Consider the following 18314-nt stretch of genomic DNA (forward strand, 5'->3'; position numbering starts at 1 on the left):
GAACCTCACCAAGCGGTACGGGCCACACCCGGCCGTGGACGACGTGTCGTTCCAGTGCGAGCCGGGCACCGTCACCGGTTTCCTCGGCCCCAACGGCGCCGGCAAGTCGACGACCATGCGCATGATCTGCGGGCTGACGACGCCGACCGTTGGCCGCGCCACCGTCTCCGGGCACCCGTACCGGGAACTGCCCAACCCGGGGCGGGAGGTCGGGGTTCTGCTGGACGCCTCCGCCCAGCACGCCGGGCGCACCGGCCGCGAGGCGTTGACGCTGTCCGCGTACACGATGGGTCTGGAGCGGCGCGAGGTCGCCGCGAAGCTAGACCTGGTCGGGTTGAACGCGGTGGCCGCGAAGCGTCGGGTACGGGCGTACTCGTTGGGCATGCGCCAACGGCTCGGGCTGGCCCACGCGCTGCTCGGCGACCCCCGGGTGTTGATCCTCGACGAGCCGGCCAACGGCCTGGACCCGGAGGGGATCTTCTGGATGCGCGGGCTGCTGCGTGACTTCGCCGACCGGGGCGGCACCGTGCTGCTCTCCTCCCACCTGCTGCGCGAGGTGGAGGCGGTCGCGGACCGGCTGGTGGTGATCGGGGGCGGCCGGATCGTTGCCCAGGGCGACAAGAACGAGCTGCTGGCCGGGGGCGGCACTGTGGTTCGCGCCCGCGACGACGCGGCGCTGCGTCGAGCGCTGGAGGTGGCCAACCTGAGCGCCGCCGACAGTTCGGAAGGCCTGCTCGTGCAGGCCGACGCCGAGGCGGTCGGCCAGGCGGCGGCCGATGCCGGCGTCGCGCTGGCCGAGCTGCGACCCGCCGGCGGCGGCGGCCTGGAACAGCTCTTCCTCACCCTGACCGCCGGCGAATCGACCAAGGAGGCCGTTCGATGACCACCACCACCGCGCCCGCCGCCGGCGCCGTCGCGCCCCGGCACCACTCTCCGGTACGCCGCCCGTCGCTGCTCCGTCTCAGCGCCGTGGAGGTGCGCAAGCTCGTCGACACCCGGGCCGGCCGCTGGCTGCTGATCGCCATCGGTCTCGTGGTCGTCGCGATCGTCACCCTCCTGCTGATCTACGCCGAGGACTCCGAACAGACCTTCTTCACGTTCTTCGCCAGCTCGTTGTTGCCCGTCAACGTGCTCCTGCCGGTGCTCGGCATCCTGTCGATCACCAGCGAATGGTCACAGCGCACAGCCCTCACCACCTATGCGCTGGTGCCCAGGCGGGAGCGGGTGGTGGCCGCGAAGCTGCTCGCGGTGGTGCTGGCGGCGCTCGCCTCCCTGCTGGTCACAGTGGCCGTCGCCGTCGTCGGAACGCTGGTCGCGTCCGCCACCGGTGGCGCGGGCACCTGGCAGGTCGACGCGTCGCTCATCGTGAACGCGGCGGTTGTTCAGGTCGCCGGCGTGCTGATGGGTGCCGCCTTCGGTCTGCTGCTGCTCAACACGCCGTTGGCCATTGTCGGCTACCTGCTGCTGCCGACCCTCTGGTCGGTGCTCGGCGAACTGGTCCGACCGCTGCGCGGTCCGGCCGGTTGGCTGGACACCAGCCGGACCATGGAGCCGTTGTTCACCAGTCACGTCACCGGCGAGCAGTGGGGGCGCCTTGCGGTCTCCCTGCTGGTCTGGATGGTGCTCCCGCTGGCCGCCGGCCTGTTCCGGACGCTACGCCGCGAGGTGTCCTGACCATGGAGATGGCCAGCTACCGTCCGCGCACCGTGGTCAGCGGCGGCCCGCTGGAACTGGCGGTCCTGTGGGGTGGCTTCCCGCTGCTCGGCGCCGGCGCCGGGTGGCTCCTCGCGGCGGCGACGGGCTGGCTCGCCCGGCTGCCCTGGGTCCCGTTCAGCGACCTGATCGAGTGGTTGGACCGGCTGCCCGAGCCGCAGGCCACCGCCGGCACCATCGGGGTTGGCGTCCTGGCCGGCCTGGTCATCGCCGGGATCGGCACCGCCGAACGGTTGATCGTCACCGTCGACGGGGCGCAGATCCAGCTGCGCCGCTCGGATGAGAACCGGACCATCGCCCGGGTCGACACCCGGGTGGTCTTCCTCGCCGACAAGCACCTGGTGCTGCTGGACGCCGACGGCGCGGAACTCGTCCGGGAGTCGACGGACCTGCCGGCCGCCCAACTGGCGGCGGCGTTCCGGGAGCACGGCTGGGGTTGGGCGGACGACGACCCGCACCGGTCGGCGTACCGGCTGTGGGTTCCGGACCTGCCCGGGTTGCCGGCCGGCGCGGACGCGCTGCTGCGGGCCCGGGAACGGGCCATCGAGCGGGACCGCCGCGACGACGCCCGGGAGTTGCGCCGCGAGCTGGGGCAGATCGGGGTGGTGCTGCGCGACGAGGACAAGCGGCAGTACTGGCGGTTGACCACCAGGGCACTCCCCGCCGGGCCGGAGCGGCCGACTTCGGCCGAGCGGGAGCCGGACGGGCGGTAGCGTCTGTCCCAGCAGACCCTGGGAGCCGCGCGATGACCGAACAGCAGCCGTACCGGGTGGTGTCCCGACACCCCGGCTTCGAGCTGCGTCGGTACCCCGCCCACCTGGTGGCCGAGATGCAGATCCAGGCGTCGTTCACCCGGGCGCCGATCGAGGCGTTCCGGCCGCTGGCCGCGTACATCGGTGGCGCCAATCGGGCCCGGCACCCGATCGGCTCCGCCGCGCCGGCGCTCGCGGCGGTCAGCGGCTCGGTGAAGATCGCCATGACCGTGCCGGTCGTGCAGATCGAGGGTGAGTGGCCGGGCGCGTACCTGATCCAGTTCGTCATGCCGGCCAGCTTCACCGCCGCCACCCTGCCCGAGCCGGTGGACGCCCGGGTGCGGATCCGCGAGGTTCCGGCGCGGCTGGCGGCGGCCATGCGGTTCTCCGGGCGGTGGACGGAGCAGGCATTCAGCCAGCGGGCCACGATGCTCGGCCGGTCGGTGACCGCGGCCGGGCTGCAACCGACAGGTGCCATCCGGTACGCGCGCTTCGACCCGCCGTGGAAGCCGTGGTTCCTGCGCCGCAATGAGGTGGTGCTGCCGGTCGTCGAGTGAGCTAGCGGAGCTGCCGACGGTCCTCGACGCTCGGCCGCGCCAGCAGCACTGCCATTCCCAGCCCGGCGAGCAGCCCGACCAGGGAGACCAGTAGATCGGAGTCGGCGGCGTTGATCGGGCTGTTGCCGGCCAGCGCGGTGAACGCCGCGCCGATCGGCATCAGGATCATCATGGGGATGGCCGTGGCCACCAGGAACACCACCGGACCCACGAGCGCGATGAGCGCGGCCAGGGCGTGGTGCCGCCAGATCGGCCGACCCCCCGGCCAGTCCCAGGCCAGGAGTGTGACTCCGGTGAGCAGCACCGCCCCGAGAGCGGCCTCCGGCAGGAGGCGTGTGCCGGGCGCTGTGGCACGGACCCACCCGACGCCGAGCAGGGCCACCACTGTGAGGCCGGCCGCCAGCCCGACGCGAACCCGGGTCCGCGCCGGAGCCGCCGCCAACGCGGCACCGACGGCCAGGGCCACCAGCAGCGCCGCCGTGGCCAGCGCACCCTGGTTCAGTTCCGGCTCCCGGTCGGTCGGTGACTCCATTCCGGCCGCCACCAGCGTCAGGACCCCGGCCACGCAGGCCGCGCCGGTCAGCACCCGCCGATCGGTGGCCGGAGTCGCGCCGCGCTCCCGTGCCGACTCCGTATCGGGCTCCCACAATGGCGGCACGGCGCGCTCCCACCAGAGCAGCAGCGCCGCGACCACGCCGAGCACGGCGTAGCCGGCGACGGCGAGGCGCACCGTCGCGTCGACGCCGATCAGGTCGGCCCGGTCGACAGCCACGTCGGCCGCGATCCAGCAGCCGCCCAGCACCACAGCCGGGCCGCTCCACCGCATCTGCCCCCGCCCGGCCAGCACCAACCCGAGCGGCACCGCCATGATCGCCATGAAGCGCAGGTCGCGCGCCCAGTAGGCGTTGTTGCCCGGCAGGTGCTCCGACCACGGGCCGAGCGGCTCGGTCAGCGGCTGCCACGTGGTCATGCCGTACGCCCAGAGCGCGACGGCGGCGGCGGAGAGGAGCAGCCCGACCGGGCGCGCGGATCGCATCCATGGACGGTAGCTGGCCGATCGTCCGCGCGGGGGGCGCTGTCATCCGACGAGGCCCACCGGTGACCGGGCGGGACGGTGGCGCAGCAGCCGCCACGTCGGCAACACACTGGACAGCACCGCGAGCAGCAGGCACAGCCCCACCACCCCGGCGATCACCGACCACGGCATCACCAGGTCGACGGGGGCACCGACCTGCTCGGCGAGGCCGGCGCTGATGCTGAGCAGACCGACGAACGCGACAGCCCCACCCAGCAGCGCGCCGATCAGGACCACCAGCGCGGACTCCGCCGTGACCAGCCAGATGACCTGCCGTCGGGTCGCCCCGGCCATCCGGATCAGCCGCAGGTCCGCGGCGCGGCCGGCGGCGGCCAGCAGAAGCGTGTTCGCCACCGCGACGGCCCCGTAGCCGGCGGACACCCCGATCAGCAGCAGCGTGAAGAGCCAGACGAGGCGGTCCTCGGCGGCGTCCGCCTCGGCCGCCCAGCCCGGCACGTCGAGGATCCGCGCGCCGACCGGTGGATCGACGCGGTCCCGGACGTACACGGTGGACGTCAGCGCCGACGGGTCGTGCGCCCGCACCACGGCCCGGGGCACCAGCAGGTCGCCGGGGATCGAGGTGTCGTCGACCACGGCGACGACGCGCAACGACACCGTCGTCCCGTCGGCGAAGACCACCGGGTACGGCTCCGACGGCAGGCGGTTCGCCGAGGCGGTGACCACCACCGTGTCGTCGCCCCGCAGGTCGTTCAGCGCACCGGCGACGACGGTGAGCACCCGGTTCGCGGCGGCGAAGCCCTCCGGGTCCACGCCGAGCGCGGTCATCGGCCGGTCCGGTGGCGACGTTCCGGGGTCGGTGCGGTAGACGGTGGTCGGCAGGAGCGCGGTGCCACCGGTCGCGGCGACGGCCCGGTCGGACAGGCCGGGTGCGCGGTCCGGCACGACGATCCAGCCGGCGTTCACGTTGTCCGCCCGGCCTGCGGCGTACGCGGCGGTGCTGGTGCGCACCATCCCGGACACCAGCACCGCGAACGCGACAGTGAGCAGCACCGGCGCGGCGATGGCGGCGGTCCGCCGGGTCGCGGTCAATGCCCCGCCCCGCACCAGCATCCCGATCGCGCCACCGGGCCGACGCACCGGAGAACGCAGCAGGCGCACCAGCGGCCCGACCACCACCGGGGCGAGCACCGTGGTGCCGGCCACCAACGCCATCACCGCGTAGAGCGCGTACTGCGCCCCCACCCGAGCCTCGTCGGCGGTCGCCGTGCCGAGGCTGAGCGCGGCTCCCGCCGCGAGGAGCAGCACCCCGGTGGCGGCGCGCACCCGCCCTACCGGTCGCTGTTCCACAGCGGCCTCGCGTAACGCCTCCAACGGGCGGACCCGCGCCGCCCGGCGGGACGCCGACCAGACGGCCAGCACCGCGATCACCGGCCCGGCCGCGAGCGAGACCGCGATCGGCCAGAGTTCGTAGCGGACCCGGAAGGTCGACGGTTCGAAGCCGACATCGACCAGCAGCCGACCCAGCAACGGGGCGAGCGCCGCGCCCACCAGCAGGCCGACGCACCCTGCCGAGACGCCGACGGCGAGCGCCTCGGCGTAGACCATCCGGCGGACCTGGCCTCCGGTGGCGCCGACGGCGCGCAGCAGACCCAGCTCACGGCGGCGCTGCGCGACGGTGAACGCGAAGGTGGAGGCGACCACGAACACCGTGACGAAGCCGGCGAGGGCCGCCGTGGCGGCGAGCACCTGCATGCCGATCCACCGGGTACGGGCGTCGCCGCGCGGCTCCAGCGCACCACGGGCAGCACCGGTGAACACCAGTCCGTCGCCGCCGACGACTCCGCGAGCCGCCGTGGCGACCCGCTCGGGGTCGGCGTCCGGGGCGAGCACCAGCCCGATGGCCCGCACGCCGGGCGCGAGCGCGGCGGCGACCTCGTCCGCGACGTGGACGCCGGGTCCGTCGACCAGACCGGTGACGGTGTACGACTCCGGGCCCGTCGCGGTCAGCACTGTGACCGGTGCGCCGGCGCGCAGTCCGAGCGCGCTGTCGACGACCACCTCGCCGGGCCGGCGGGGTGGCTCGCCAGCTGTGAGGCGCAGCCCACCCAGTTGGGCGCTGGACCAGCCGTGCCCCTGGTAGGCGTCCTCGCGCCGGGTGTCGGCGGCCGAAGGCCGGCCGTCGACGAGCGGCTGGGCGTAGAAGGTGCGGTCCGGCACCGCCGCCACCACGTCCGGCAGACCGGCCAGCCTGCCGACCAACCCCGCTGCCGCGCTGGCCGACCAGGGCCGGGTCGGCATGAACTCCTCAGCGGACGCGCCCGCCTCGGGGCTCTGCACCACGACCGCCGCCCGTGCCAGCCGGTCCGGCACCTGTGGGCGACCCGAGGCGAGCAGCACTGTGGCCGCCGCGACGAGCGTGACCCCGATGGCCACGGCCACGAACGCGCTCGCCGAGCGCTGGACGCTCAGCACGACAACTCCCGGGCGGTCTCGCGCTCGGCGATCCGGGCGGCGACGGCGGCGGCGGAGATCGGGCCGGTCAGCTCGTCGACGACGCGACCGTCGGCCAGCAAAAGGACCCGATCGGCGTACGCGGCGGCGGCGGGATCGTGGGTCACCATCACGACGGTCTGCCCGTGGTCGTCGACGAGTGCCCGCAGCAGCCGGAGCACCTGCCGGGAGGACGCGCTGTCCAACGCCCCGGTCGGCTCGTCGGCGAAGACCACCGCCGGGCGTGTGATCAACGCTCGAGCCACGGCGACGCGCTGCTGTTCCCCGCCGGACAACTCACTCGGCCGGTGCCCGGCCCGGTCGGCGAGACCGACGGCGTCGAGGGCGGCGACCACGTCCCCGGCTGGCGGGCGACGGCGGGCCAGGCGCGACGGCAACTCGACGTTCTGCGCGGCGGTCAGCGTGGACACCAGGTTGAACGCCTGGAAGACGAAGCCGATCCGGTCGCGCCGCAGCCGGGTCAGCGCGTCCTCACTGAGGTTGTCGAGGCGGGTGCCGTCGATCGTGACGGTTCCCTCGGTCGGGCGGTCCAGCCCCGCCGCGCAGTGCAGCAGTGTCGACTTTCCCGAGCCGGAGGGCCCCATCACCGCCGTGAACGTGCCGCTCGCGAAGCGCGTGCTCACGCCGTCGAGCGCCGTCACCCGCCGGGTGCCGGTGCCGTACACCGCTCGCAGCCCCGTCACTGTCACCGTGTCTGTGGTCATGACCGTTACGGTCCCGAACGCGGGGGGTACGGCGCGTCGTGCCGGAGCGGGCACTTTCCGGCCCTCCCCCGGGTGGAGTCGCAGGCCCGGCAGCACCGGTACGTCGTCCTCGGGGATGACGGCCCACAGGCGGACGCGGTCGATCCAGCCGGTCGTTACCGTTCGACGGGTGACTGCTCTCCTGTTGACCCGACGGATGCGGCCGGTGGACCTGTACACGGTGGACGCCCTGCTGGCGGTTGCCGTCGGTGGGTTGCTCTGCCCGTACGCCGCGCTGGAGTCACCGCTGCACGGTGGCGTACGCGAGCCGCTCTGGGTGTCGGTGCTGGTCGGGATGGCCCTCGGGCTGCCGTTGGCCGTCCGGCGACGGTGGCCGATGGCGGTGGCCGTCGTGATCAGCTCCGTCGCCACCGTCGCCCTGATCACCGGGGTGATCCCCAACTACGCCGCCGCCGCGCCGGCGCTCGCCATCGGACTGTCCTTCTACACGGTGGCCGTGGCGACGCCCACCCGCCGGTCGCTGCTCTGCGCCGCCGGTTGCCTGGCGCTGGTGAGCGTCGGCCTGGTGCTGACCGCGGGCGACCTCTGGTCGCGGACCGGCGCCGTCGCCTACGCCGCCGTCATGGTCGCGCCGGCCTGGGTGATCGGTTGGCAGATCCGGGAGCGACGAGCCCTCGCCACCCGGCAGAGTGACCAGCTCGTTCGTCAGGCCGCCACCGAGGAGCGGTTGCGGGTGGCGCGTGAGCTGCACGACGTGGTCGCGCACACGCTCAGTCTCATAGTGGTCAAGGCGGCCGTCGCCAACCACGTCGCCGAGGCCGACCCCCGTGAGGCGGGTGCCGCGCTCCGGGTCATCGAGGAGACCGGCCGCACCGCGCTGACCGACGTGCGTCGGGTGCTCGGCGTGCTGCGCGAGGACAGCCCGTACGCGCCGACGCCAGGGCTGGACGAGTTGCCCCTCCTCGCCCGGCAGGCGGCGATCGGCGGCGTCGACGTGCAGCTCGACGTGCGGCGGGACGAGCCGGCGGGCGCGGTACCGGAGTCGGTGGGCCTCGCTGTGTACCGGATCGTGCAGGAGGCGGTGACGAACGTGGTGAAGCACGCGGCGCCGGCCTCCTGCCGGGCCACGGTGACCGTCCTGCCCGACGAGGTGCGGGTGGAGGTGACCGACGACGGCCAGCGGCCGGTCCTGCTCGGCGGGGAGGGGCACGGGTTGATCGGCATGCGGGAACGGGTGGCGTTGCACGGCGGGGAGTTCCGCGCCGGGCCCCGCCCCGACGGTGGCTTCGCGGTGACCGCCAGCCTCCCCTACCGGGTGGCCGCATGATCCGCGTGCTGATCGCCGACGACCAGGCGTTGCTGCGCGGCAGTTTCCGGTTGCTGGTCGATCTCAGCCCGGACTGCACCACTGTCGGTGAGGCGGGCACCGGCGCTGAAGCCGTCGCGTTGACCGGGCAGCACCGGCCGGATGTGGTGCTGATGGACGTCCGGATGCCGGAGATGGACGGCATCGAGGCGACCCGGCGGATCTGCGCCGACCCGGCGACGGCCGACACCCGGGTCATCATCCTGACCACGTTCGACCTCGACGAGTACGTCTACGGGGCGCTGCGCGCCGGGGCCAGTGGGTTCCTGCTCAAGGACACCCCACCGGCGAATCTGCTGACCGGGATCCGGGTGGTCGCCGCCGGGGAGGGGCTGCTCGCGCCGACGGTGACCCGCCGGTTGATCGACGAGTTCGCCCGGCAGCCGGAGCCGACCCGACCGCTGCCCCGCCAGCTCGACGGGGTGACCGATCGGGAACGGGAGGTCCTCGCGCTGATCGCCCGGGGCCTGTCCAACGCGGAGTTGGCCGCGCACCTCAACCTCAGCCAGGCCACCGTCAAGACGCACGTCGGGCGGCTGCTGACCAAACTGGCGGTACGCGACAGGGCGCAACTGGTCATCGTCGCGTACGAGACGGGCCTGGTGGGTCCCCACCGGTCGGGTTAGCGAGGTCGTGCGTCGATGAGGGCGCGGGAACATCCGAACTGGACGCCCCCGCGCCCACCAAGATCAGCTGACGTACACCGACGCGCTGGTCGCCGACTGGAAGTCGGTAGAGGTGCCGGGGTAGACGACCCGCCAGAACCCAGCCGTCTTCCGGTAGACCGATGTGGCGAAGTCGTAACTGCCGCCAGCGTAGATGGTGGCCTGGGTGCCCCAGGTGTCGTCGTCGCCGGTCGCCGAGAACTGCACCTTCAGCGGCACCGTCCCCGGGGACAACCCGCCGTTGAACTCCATCTCGCCGCTGAGCGTCACAGTCGTCGCGTTCTCCCGGGCCGCCGAGAAACTGCGGAACGCGGCCGGTTGCAGCACGGAGATGTTCGTGCTGGCGATCGCGGTGCTGACGAACTCGTCGTCCATCGAGTAACCCACCTGGAGGCGGCCGGTCTCGTACGGCGAGGTGGTCAGAGAGTACCGACCGTCCGCGTCCGTGGTGGCGGAGCCGAGGTACGTGCGGCAGTAGTCGGCGCTCATGCAGAGGGAGACCCCCGGCTCCACACCAGGCACCGGCACCCAGCCCTCCGGCGTCCGCCAGGTCAGCCGACCGCTCACCGTGACGTTCTCATCCTTGAGGATCTTGGGTCGGTCCGTGTCGATGGTGATCCGCATCGGCCGCTTGGTGATCGCGATGGCGGTCTCGGCCGAACGCGACGAGCCGTGGAAGAGATGGTCGTTGTCATAGCTGTAGTTCGCGTACACCTGCACGTCCTTGCGGCCGATCGTGACCGTGCCGGTGAAGGAACCGTCGGCCCTGGTGGTGACCGCGTCCCAACTGAAGCCGGCGTTCACCGTCATGGGGAATCTCCCCAGGGACCTGATCTCGCCGCTGCCCGGCCAGCGCCCCTTGAGCCATCCCCGCACTGTCACGTTGCGGTTCTCATAGGTCACCGTGGTGCGGTTCAGCGTGACGTTGTCGAAGAACGTGACCACCGAGTAGTCCAGGTCGCCGGCATCGGTCTGGGTGACGTGGTGACCGGCCTCGTCGGTGACCTCCACGTCGACCCGGTAGTAGCCGAGCTTGTCGAGGATGATCGGGTTGGATCGCCACACGCCGTCACGCTCGGTGCCGGACTGGAGGTAGAAGTCCTCCTGGACGGCAACCTCCGCCCCGGTGTTGTACTCGCGGATGTGCGCACGGACATCGGTGACGTCGCTGGGCGACGTGATGGACACCAGCAGCGTGCCCCGATCGAGGTCGTAGTCGCTGTGGGCAGACGTGACGATCGGAATCTCGTCGGCGTGTGCGGTCGCGGGAAGCCCCACGATCGCCGTCGCCGCGGCGACGGCGATCGCCACGGCAAAGCGGGAACGGATCAAAGTTGACCTCCAGGGAAGACCGGCGATTCGCTGGGTGGCAGCCGGCGGTAGGAGCCTATCGATCCCGTCCGACAGCTCCGCCCACACCGCTAGGCTGACGCCGTACCCATGTGGACGGAGGAGCCATGACCCGCTACGTCGCCCTGCTGCGTGGGGTAAACGTCGGCAGCACCCGGCTGGCGATGGCCGACCTGCGTCGGATCGTCACCGACCTCGGGCACGAGGACGCCCGGACGTACCTGCAGAGCGGCAACGTGGTCTTCGGCAGTTCGGTGCGCGACGCGGAGAAGCTGGCCGCCGGCATCGCGCGGGCGCTGACCGACGAGCTGGCGTTGACGGTGCCGGTGCTGGTACGCAGCGCCCGGGAGTTGGCGGCGATCGCCGGCGGTAACCCGTACGCCGACCGGGAGGACGACCCGACGCGGCTGCTGGTGGCCTTCCTCGCCACCGCTCCGCAGAAGTCCATGGTGGATGCCCTGGCCGTGCCTGGCAGCGAGAACGTGTCGTTCACGGTGACCGGCCGTGAGGTGTTCCTGCACTACGTCGACGGCGGTTACGGGCGGTCGAAGTTCACGAACGCGTACCTGGAGAAGAAGCTCGGCGTGGTGTCCACCTCCCGCAACTGGAAGTCGGTGCGGGCCCTGGCGGAGATGGCCACCTCCTGACCGGGTGGGGATCGCGGCTCGGCGACCCCCACCGATGCTGCTCAGAAGTGGTACGCGGTCTCGTACTCGGGCACCAGCACCCGGCTGCGCGGCGAGATCCGGCGCACCGCCGCGATCATCTCGTTCAGCCGGGTCCGGTCGGTCGGGGCGACCGGTGGCGGGTTCTGCAACGCCGTCTCGAAGTTGTCGTAGTGCACCGGCACCACGACCTTCGGGTAGTCGAGGCCGGCCAGCAGCCGGGGCAGGTAGTCGCCGGTGGTGGTGGCGTTCTGCATGGCCACCATCGCCACGTCGGGCGCGAGGCCGGTGAGGTTCCGCTCGGCGACGTCACTGGCCCCGGTGAAGTAGACCGACGGTCCGCCGTCGACCCGCAGCAGGTAGCCCAGCGTGTCGCCCTCCGGCAGGTCGGCGATGGTGGCCGGCTGCGGCGGCGGGCTCACCCGCACCCCGGGAAAGGCCACCGAGTACGACGGGTTGCGGCTGTGCAGCGAGCCGACCACCTCGACGCTGTGGTCGCCGAAGTCCAGCACCTCCCCACCCTTCACGGCGCTGAGCTGCGTCGACGGCACGTCGTAGGCCAACCCCAGGTGGTACGCGGTCAGCGTGCCGAACACCCGCGCCCCGGTGCGCTTGGCGATGTACGGCACGTCCATGAAGTGGTCCCAGTGGGTGTGCGTGACGAGGACCGTCGTGGCCCGGTCGACCCGCGGGTCGATCACGTCGGTGCGCACCGTCAACGTGGTGTCGGTCTTGAACGCCCCGGTGAACAGCCCGGTGTCGATCCGGCTGAGGAACGGGTCGACGAGAACGGTGCGGTCGCCGATGTCAACGCGCCAGCCGGCGGTACCCCACCAGCGGAAGCTGACCGCGCCCTTGCGGCGAGCGGTCGGCCCGGGGGCTGCGGCGGTCGAGGGCGCGGCCTGGGCCGGGGTGGCGACGCTGGCGGTGAGGCCACCGGCGGAGACCAGGGCGGTGGTGGCGGCGGCGTCGCGCAGGAAGCGTCGGCGGTCGAGACTGGGCATGCGGATGTACTCCCCGTGGTCGGGTGATGTGTCGACCACGAGCCAATCAGCGGCACCGGGCCACAGTCCAAGATCAAGGGCCGTCGGCTTCGATACGCCGACGGATATCTGTGCTGCTCAGCAGGGGTGCGGCGGCGCTCGGCGGGTCGCGAAATCAGTCGCCGCGCAGCGCTTCGACGGCAGTGCGGGCGGCCTCCCCCATCGCCAGGTCCACGTCGATGCGGCGCGGGGTCAACTGTTCGGCGCGGGCGAAGACGGCGATGGCGTACCGGCCGCCGTCGGGGTATTCGGCGACCCCGGCCTCCAGGTGGAACCCGGGCAGGGTGCCGGTCTTTCCGGAGACCCGGACGCCGGGCGGGAAACCGGCGGCCAGCCGGGTCCAGAAGATCTGCCGGGCCATCCACGTGCGGACCATCGCGCAGGCCGCCGCCGGCCCGGCCTCGTCCCGCCAGATCAGCGTGAGCAGCCGGGTGATCTCCCGGGCGGTGCTTGACGTGGTGTGCGCGGGGTCGAAGACCCGCATCGCCCGCACCCGGTCCGCCGGCAGCGTGGGGAAGATCCGGGCGAACTCCGCCTCGGTCCGGGCACCCACGTCGGCGAGCATCATCTCGACCAGTTCCCGAGGACCACCGAGGACCCGGGTACGGGTCAGCCCCAGCTCGACGGCGAGCATCGGCAGCAGGTCCGGGCCGACCCGGCGCAGCAGCAGGTCGGCGGCCGTGTTGTCGGTTACCGACATGGCGAAGTACGCGAGGTCGCGCAGCGACACCTCGGCGTCGTCGTCGCAGCCGGCCAGACCCCACCCACCGAGCCGGTCGGCGGCGGTGACCAGCACCCGCTCGGTCGGGTCCAGCTGACCGGCCTCGACCTGCCGGGCGAACTCCAACACCAGCAGGATCTTGAAGATCGAGGCGATCACCACCTGCTCGTCGGACCGTACCCCGACCTCCCGAAGCCCGCCGCCCTCGACGGCGTCCGGGTCGACGGCGTCCAGGTCCACGACGTGCAGGCTGGCCGTCACCCCGACGGCGGCGAAGATGGCCCCGATGCGTTCCTCCACGTCCACGCCAGCACGGTAACCACTGCCGCCCTGGTAGTGCTGGCGTAGGGTCCCGGCCGTGGATCTGCTCCGGCACCTGCGGCACTTCGTGGTGGTCGCACACGAACTGCACTTCGGCCGGGCCGCTGAACAGCGCGGCCGTCCGTTGCGGACGGGGCGCTTCGTCGACCTGACGAGATCGCGAGGCCGGGAAGGACGAGGGCACCGACCAGGTCCGCATTCGTCGCACGGTTCGGTCAGAATGTCGGGCGGCGGCGTCCTGGCGCCAACACCGCAACCGGTAGGGAGCAGACCCATCGGCAACTCCGACACGATCACGCTGTGGCGGCCCACCGGGCAGGCCGAACTCGACCTCGTGGCGGCGGCCGGCTGGCGGGCCTGGCCGCCACGACTGCCGGACCAGCCGATCTTCTACCCGGTGCTCAACCGCTGGTATGCCACGAAGATCGCCCGCGAGTGGAACGTCCCCGCCAAAGGCGTCGGCTACGTCACCCGGTTCGACGTGCAACGGTCGTACCTCGACCACTACGAGGTCCAGCAGGCCGGTGGCCGCGACGTGCTGGAGTACTGGATTCCCGCCGAGAAGCTCGACGACCTCAACGCCCACATCGTCGGCGCGATCATCGCGGAGGCCGAGTACCGGGGCCCAGTTGACGACGAGGAGTTCGCCGAGGCGGAGAGGACCCTGGGCCGGGCGCTGCCGGACGCCTGGCGCACCTACCTGCAGGGTGAGTCGTGGTTCCGGCGGGGCTGGATGACCACCGACGCCTACGTGTGGCTCAACTCCCCCCGCGAGATGCTCGAGCTGCATGAGGCGTGGGACGAGGCCACCGACGCGCATCCTGGCATCGCCATCATCGGCGGTGACGGCTCCCGAGAACAGCTCGTCCTCGACCTGCGCAGTGACCCCGCCCCGGTGCTGCTGGTCGACATCACCAGCGGCGGCTGGGAGGACGCCGTCCAGCTGGCCGACGATGTCCGCCAGCTCATCGACCGCATCGAGGCGGGCACGTTCGCGTTCGACCTGGAGACCTGACGTCCGACCGGGGTGACGAGCACCTGACCGGATCAGGGCGCCACCGCGAACCCGAGGATCAGGCCGCGACGGCCGCCCGTACGTCGTCGTCGGCGGCGCGCAGCCGAGCGGCGGCCTCGTCGGCGGTGCAGTTCGCCAGCAGCAGCACGATGGCCGTCTTGGCGTGCCCGTGCGCCGCCGCGAGCGCCCTCGCGGCCGTGTCGAGATCGGTGTCGGCGGCGTCGGCGACGATCCGCCGCGCCCGGTCGACGAGCTTCTCGTTGGTGGCGTTCATGTCCACCATCAGATTGCCGTAGACCTTGCCGAGCCGGGCCATCGTGGCCGTGGAGAGCATGTTGCAGACCAGCTTCTCGGCGGTGCCGGCCTTGAGCCGGGTGGAGCCGGTCAGCACCTCGGGGCCGGTGGGCACCTCGATGGCGACGTCGGCGTGGCGGCTGGTCACCGCGTCGGTGTTGCAGGCCACCGAGACGGTCGCCGCGCCAAGCGCGCGGGCATGATCCAACCCACCGACCACGTACGGGGTACGGCCGCTGGCGGCGAGCCCGACCACAGTGTCGCGGGCGGTCAGGCCGACGGCGTCGAGGTCGAAGACGGCGCGGGTCGGGTCGTCCTCAGCGCCCTCGACGGCGACACCGAAGGCGCGTGCCCCGCCGGCGAGCAGACCGATGACCCGCTCGGGCGTCGTGCCGAAGGTGGGTGGGATCTCGACGGCGTCGAGCATGCCGATCCGGCCGCTGGTGCCCGCGCCGAGGTAGATCAGCCGTCCGCCCTGACGGAGCGAGGCCACGATGACGTCGACGGCGGCGGCGATGTCCGGCACGGCCCGGCGGACGGCGTCGGCGACGGTCTGGTCCTCGTCGTTCATCGCGAGAAGCAACTCGGTGGGAGACATCCGGTCGAGGTCGCCGGTCTTGTCGTTGCGGGTCTCGGTGCCGAGGGTGCTGAGGTCCACGGGGTGCTCGTTCCTCTCGCTGGTGTGCAGTCGCCGGCCGGCGGGGAGAGGTCTCCGGTCGCCCGGCGGCGGCTCGTCGTCGAGCGCGTCTCGCGACCCGCCGCCGCGGCCAGGCCGACGGCGCAGCTGCGAACAGTCCCCGTATCAGCAGGCTGAAACCACAGCGTAACCAGCCCGGACCGGCGGTGGCAAAAAGTTTCGAGTTAGGCTGGCCCAACGTCACTTATTGACAACCGCTGGTTGGGAGCGAGCCGTGCGTCAACTCGACCTCGTCGTGATCGTGCTGTACCTCGTGGTGATCGCCTTCGTCGGACTACGCCTGTCCGGTAAACAGAAGTCCGCCAAGGACTACTTCGTGGGCGAGGGTCGGCTGCCCTGGTGGACCGTCTCGTTCTCGGTGGTTGCCACCGAGACCAGCGTTCTGACCGTGATCAGTGTTCCCGGCGGCGCCTACAGCGGTCAGGGCTTCGGCAACGTCGAGCTGGCCCTGGGTTACGTCATCGGTCGGGTCGTGGTGGCCGCGGTGCTCATCCCGCTCTACAAGCGGGGTGGGTTCGTCAGCGCCTACCAGTACCTCGGTGAGCGGTTTGGCCTGAAACTTCAAGGGCTGGCGTCGGTGACCTTCGTCTTCACCCGCCTGCTTGCCGAGGGTGTACGGCTGTTCGCCTCGGCCATCCCCATCAAGCTTCTTCTCGACGAGTTCGGGCTGAACGTCGGCTATCAGGCGATCATCATCGTCCTGACGCTCATCACTGTGGTCTACACCTACCTCGGTGGCATCAAGGCGGTCATCTGGACCGACGCCATCCAGATGGGGCTGTACCTGGGCGGGGCCATCCTGGCGATCGCGGTGCTCAGCCACGCCGTCGGTTTCGACGGCTACTCACAGGCGCTGGACGCCGGCAAGTTCCAGCTCTTCGACACCAACTTCAACCTCGCGCACGTGCTCACCAGCCCGTTCGCCCTGCCGACCGCCATCATCGGTGGCGCGATCTTCGCGATGGCCAGCCACGGCTCGGACCAGCTGATCGTGCAGCGCATCCTGTCCACCCGCACGCTGCGCGAGGGACAGAAGGCGATGATCTCCTCGGGCATCTTCGTGGTGATCCAGTTCGCGGCGTTCTCCCTGGTCGGGGCGCTGCTGTGGTCGTACAACAAGGGTCAGACCTTCAAGGAGCTCGGCCTGGCCAGCAGCGACAACCTCTACCCGAGCTTCATCCTGCACGCCCTGCCGGTGGGCATCTCGGGTCTGCTGGTGGCCGGCATCCTCGGCGCCGCGATGGGCTCCTTGTCCTCGGCGCTGAACTCGATGTCGAACTCCACGGTCGCCGACTTCATCCACAGCTTCTTCCGCACGGTGCCGTCCGACGACACGATGCTCCGGCTCGCCCGGGTGATGACCCTGGTCTGGGCGGTGCTGATGGCGATCTTCGCCTGCGCGTTCAGCTCCAGCACCGGAAACGTCTACCTGACCGGTCTGACCATCGCCGGCTACACCTACGGGGCGCTGCTCGGCGCCTTCCTGCTCGGCCGTCTCGTCAAGCGGGCCAACCAGGTGGACGCGGTGATCGCATTCCTGGTCACCGTGGCGGTGATGACCTACATCGTCCGCTACGTCAAGATCGATGTGACGACGGCCGGAACCACCACCGCCACCGCCATCGCCGCGCAGTGGCTGGTCCCGATCGGCGTCCTGATCACCCTGGTCGTCGGCGCGGTGTCCAGCCGGTTCCACCCGGCCCCGGAGACGCCGTACGACCATGGACGTACCGACGAGGTCGACGACGGCACGGCGGCGGCGCCAGCCGGCCGGGCGTGAAGGAGGACGTGATGCGCGTGATCGGCCTGATGTCCGGAACCTCCTACGACGGCATCGAAGCCGCAGCGGCCGAGTTGGAGCTGAGCGGCGACACCCTGCGGATGCGACCGCTGGGCCGGCTCAGCCACCCCTACTCGGACGAGTTGCGCACGCAGATCGCCGCGGCCCTGCCGCCCACGGCGACCACCACCGAGGCGATCTGCGTGCTGGACACCGGCATCGGTCAGGCCTTCGCCGAGGCCGGCGCGCGGGCCCTCGCCCAGCTGTGCGACGGCAGCGCCGACCTCGTCGTGTCGCACGGGCAGACGATGCATCACTGGGTGGAGGATGGCAGGGTTCGGGGCACTCTCCAGCTGGGTCAGCCGGCCTGGATAGCGGAGGCCACCGGCCTTCCGGTCGTGGCGGACCTGCGCAGCCGCGACGTGGCCGCCGGCGGCCAGGGCGCCCCCCTGGTCGCCCTCTTCGACACACTGCTGCTGGGTGGCCTACCCGGCGTCCCGGCCGCTCTGAACCTGGGCGGCATCGCCAACATCACCGTCGTCGCGCCGGACGCGGACCCACTCGCCTTCGACACCGGCCCGGCGAACGCACTCCTCGACGCCGCCGCCCGCCACTTCAGCGGGGGCACCGAGGAGTACGACAGGGACGGGCGCGGGGCGGCTGCCGGGCAGGTGAACCCGGACCTGCTGCGGCGGCTGCTCGACGAGCCGTACTACCGGCTGCCCGGCCCGAAGAGCACCGGGAAAGAGCTGTTCCATCTGCCCTACCTGCTCGCCGCCCTCGCCGACGCGCCAACACCGGACCCGCAGGACGTGCTGGCCACGCTCACCCGGCTGACGGCGGTCACGGTGGCCGGCGCCTGCCGCGACCACGGCGTCACCCGGCTCGTCGTCTCCGGCGGCGGCGCACACAACCCGACCCTGATGCGCATGCTCGCCGACGAGCTGCCCGGCGTCCAGCTGTCCTCCAGCGACGACCTGGGCATCGCGTCGGACGCCAAGGAGGCGCTGGCCTTCGCGCTGCTGGGCTACCTGACCCGGACCGGGTGAACGTCAACGGCGGCGCGATCGCGCTCGGCCACCCGCTCGGCGCGACCGGAGCGATGCTGCTCGGTACGGCGTTGG

At 71.9% G+C, this 18314-nt stretch carries 16 protein-coding genes and 2 pseudogenes; 11 read left to right on the top strand and 7 right to left on the bottom strand.

The genetic code is table 11. The features are described 5' to 3' along the window. The 4 genes from ABZ749_RS09170 to ABZ749_RS09185 all read left to right on the top strand — a co-directional run. On the top strand, positions 1-883 hold an 883-nt coding region (locus tag ABZ749_RS09170; protein WP_357224839.1), incomplete at its 5' end, for an ATP-binding cassette domain-containing protein. Then, positions 880-1674 (top strand): ABC transporter permease, encoded by a 795-nt coding sequence (locus tag ABZ749_RS09175; protein WP_357224844.1) that lies wholly within the window; start codon positions 880-882, stop codon positions 1672-1674. The genes ABZ749_RS09170 and ABZ749_RS09175, both read left to right, overlap by 4 nt. 2 nt (positions 1675-1676) lie before the next feature. Next, positions 1677-2426, top strand: coding sequence for a hypothetical protein (locus tag ABZ749_RS09180; RefSeq protein WP_357224847.1), 750 nt, complete (start codon positions 1677-1679; stop codon positions 2424-2426). A gap of 32 nt (positions 2427-2458) precedes the next feature. After that, positions 2459-3022 (top strand): heme-binding protein, encoded by a 564-nt coding sequence (locus ABZ749_RS09185; RefSeq protein ID WP_357224853.1) that lies wholly within the window; start codon positions 2459-2461, stop codon positions 3020-3022. A 1-nt stretch (position 3023) separates the two neighbouring features. Here ABZ749_RS09185 and ABZ749_RS09190 read toward each other — a convergent pair whose 3' ends face one another. Genes ABZ749_RS09190 through ABZ749_RS09200 form a run of 3 tightly spaced genes read right to left on the bottom strand, consistent with a single transcriptional unit; the run spans position 3024 to position 7273 of the window. Next, the gene (locus tag ABZ749_RS09190) at positions 3024-4058 is read right to left on the bottom strand and encodes a hypothetical protein (protein WP_357224858.1); all 1035 of its coding nucleotides are present in this window, start codon (positions 4056-4058) and stop codon (positions 3024-3026) included. A 42-nt stretch (positions 4059-4100) separates the two neighbouring features. Further along, positions 4101-6530: an ABC transporter permease gene (locus ABZ749_RS09195; RefSeq protein ID WP_357224863.1), complete on the bottom strand. Its 2430-nt coding sequence runs from the start codon at positions 6528-6530 to the stop codon at positions 4101-4103. Beyond that, complete coding sequence (locus ABZ749_RS09200) at positions 6524-7273, bottom strand: ABC transporter ATP-binding protein (protein ID WP_357224866.1); 750 nt, start codon at positions 7271-7273, stop codon at positions 6524-6526. Before ABZ749_RS09200 ends, ABZ749_RS09195 begins: the two co-directional genes overlap by 7 nt. 169 nt (positions 7274-7442) lie before the next feature. Between ABZ749_RS09200 and ABZ749_RS09205 the strand changes: the two genes are divergently transcribed. Then, on the top strand, positions 7443-8600 hold the full coding sequence (locus ABZ749_RS09205; RefSeq protein WP_357224870.1) for a sensor histidine kinase: 1158 nt from the start codon (positions 7443-7445) through the stop codon (positions 8598-8600). Continuing rightward, positions 8597-9265 carry a response regulator transcription factor gene (locus tag ABZ749_RS09210; protein WP_357224873.1) on the top strand — a complete coding sequence of 223 codons (669 nt, stop codon included), beginning with the start codon at positions 8597-8599 and terminating at the stop codon, positions 9263-9265. The genes ABZ749_RS09205 and ABZ749_RS09210 overlap by 4 nt, the downstream gene beginning before the upstream one ends. 63 nt (positions 9266-9328) lie before the next feature. On the opposite strand, the gene ABZ749_RS09215 is transcribed toward ABZ749_RS09210, so the two are convergent. Continuing rightward, positions 9329-10615 (bottom strand): hypothetical protein, encoded by a 1287-nt coding sequence (locus tag ABZ749_RS09215; RefSeq protein WP_357224877.1) that lies wholly within the window; start codon positions 10613-10615, stop codon positions 9329-9331. A gap of 146 nt (positions 10616-10761) precedes the next feature. On the opposite strand from ABZ749_RS09215, the gene ABZ749_RS09220 reads away from it, so the two are divergent. Continuing rightward, positions 10762-11301: a DUF1697 domain-containing protein gene (locus ABZ749_RS09220; RefSeq protein WP_357224880.1), complete on the top strand. Its 540-nt coding sequence runs from the start codon at positions 10762-10764 to the stop codon at positions 11299-11301. A 41-nt stretch (positions 11302-11342) separates the two neighbouring features. Here the strand turns inward: ABZ749_RS09220 and ABZ749_RS09225 are convergent, their stop codons facing one another. Together ABZ749_RS09225 and ABZ749_RS09230 are read right to left on the bottom strand one after the other, a co-directional pair. Then, positions 11343-12323, bottom strand: coding sequence for an MBL fold metallo-hydrolase (locus tag ABZ749_RS09225; RefSeq protein WP_357224884.1), 981 nt, complete (start codon positions 12321-12323; stop codon positions 11343-11345). 154 nt (positions 12324-12477) lie between these two features. Further along, positions 12478-13389 (bottom strand): serine hydrolase, encoded by a 912-nt coding sequence (locus tag ABZ749_RS09230; RefSeq protein ID WP_357224887.1) that lies wholly within the window; start codon positions 13387-13389, stop codon positions 12478-12480. 289 nt (positions 13390-13678) lie between these two features. On the opposite strand from ABZ749_RS09230, the pseudogene ABZ749_RS09235 reads away from it, so the two are divergent. Continuing rightward, positions 13679-14005 (top strand): annotated as a pseudogene (locus tag ABZ749_RS09235) (ADP-ribosylation/crystallin J1); the annotation flags it as partial. A 472-nt stretch (positions 14006-14477) separates the two neighbouring features. Here the strand turns inward: ABZ749_RS09235 and murQ are convergent. Further along, entirely contained in the window at positions 14478-15371 is an 894-nt protein-coding gene (gene murQ, locus ABZ749_RS09240; protein ID WP_357224890.1) for an N-acetylmuramic acid 6-phosphate etherase, read from the bottom strand. Between the two features lie 253 nt (positions 15372-15624). Here murQ and ABZ749_RS09245 point away from each other — a divergent pair, with 253 nt between their 5' ends. The 3 genes and pseudogenes from ABZ749_RS09245 to ABZ749_RS09255 form a co-directional block, all read left to right on the top strand. Next, positions 15625-17190 carry a sodium:solute symporter gene (locus tag ABZ749_RS09245; protein ID WP_357224895.1) on the top strand — a complete coding sequence of 522 codons (1566 nt, stop codon included), beginning with the start codon at positions 15625-15627 and terminating at the stop codon, positions 17188-17190. Between the two features lie 11 nt (positions 17191-17201). Next, entirely contained in the window at positions 17202-18239 is a 1038-nt protein-coding gene (locus ABZ749_RS09250; protein ID WP_357224899.1) for an anhydro-N-acetylmuramic acid kinase, read from the top strand. Next, a pseudogene (locus ABZ749_RS09255) lies at positions 18224-18314 on the top strand (hypothetical protein); the annotation flags it as partial. The gene ABZ749_RS09250 and the pseudogene ABZ749_RS09255, both read left to right, overlap by 16 nt.

This window comes from Micromonospora sp. NPDC047753, assembly GCF_040642735.1.
Taxonomy (GTDB): Bacteria; Actinomycetota; Actinomycetes; order Mycobacteriales; family Micromonosporaceae; genus Micromonospora.

Bases quoted from the DNA above. Each gene is read 5' to 3' on its own strand.
- ABZ749_RS09250 (WP_357224899.1), top strand. From the start codon at position 17,202: ATGCGCGTGATCGGCCTGATGTCCGGAACCTCCTACGACGGCATCGAA.
- ABZ749_RS09180 (WP_357224847.1), top strand. From the start codon at position 1,677: ATGGAGATGGCCAGCTACCGTCCGCGCACCGTGGTCAGCGGCGGCCCG.
- ABZ749_RS09185 (WP_357224853.1), top strand. From the start codon at position 2,459: ATGACCGAACAGCAGCCGTACCGGGTGGTGTCCCGACACCCCGGCTTC.
- ABZ749_RS09220 (WP_357224880.1), top strand. From the start codon at position 10,762: ATGACCCGCTACGTCGCCCTGCTGCGTGGGGTAAACGTCGGCAGCACC.
- ABZ749_RS09200 (WP_357224866.1), bottom strand. From the start codon at position 7,273: ATGACCACAGACACGGTGACAGTGACGGGGCTGCGAGCGGTGTACGGC.
- ABZ749_RS09190 (WP_357224858.1), bottom strand. From the start codon at position 4,058: ATGCGATCCGCGCGCCCGGTCGGGCTGCTCCTCTCCGCCGCCGCCGTC.
- ABZ749_RS09225 (WP_357224884.1), bottom strand. From the start codon at position 12,323: ATGCCCAGTCTCGACCGCCGACGCTTCCTGCGCGACGCCGCCGCCACC.
- ABZ749_RS09210 (WP_357224873.1), top strand. From the start codon at position 8,597: ATGATCCGCGTGCTGATCGCCGACGACCAGGCGTTGCTGCGCGGCAGT.
- ABZ749_RS09175 (WP_357224844.1), top strand. From the start codon at position 880: ATGACCACCACCACCGCGCCCGCCGCCGGCGCCGTCGCGCCCCGGCAC.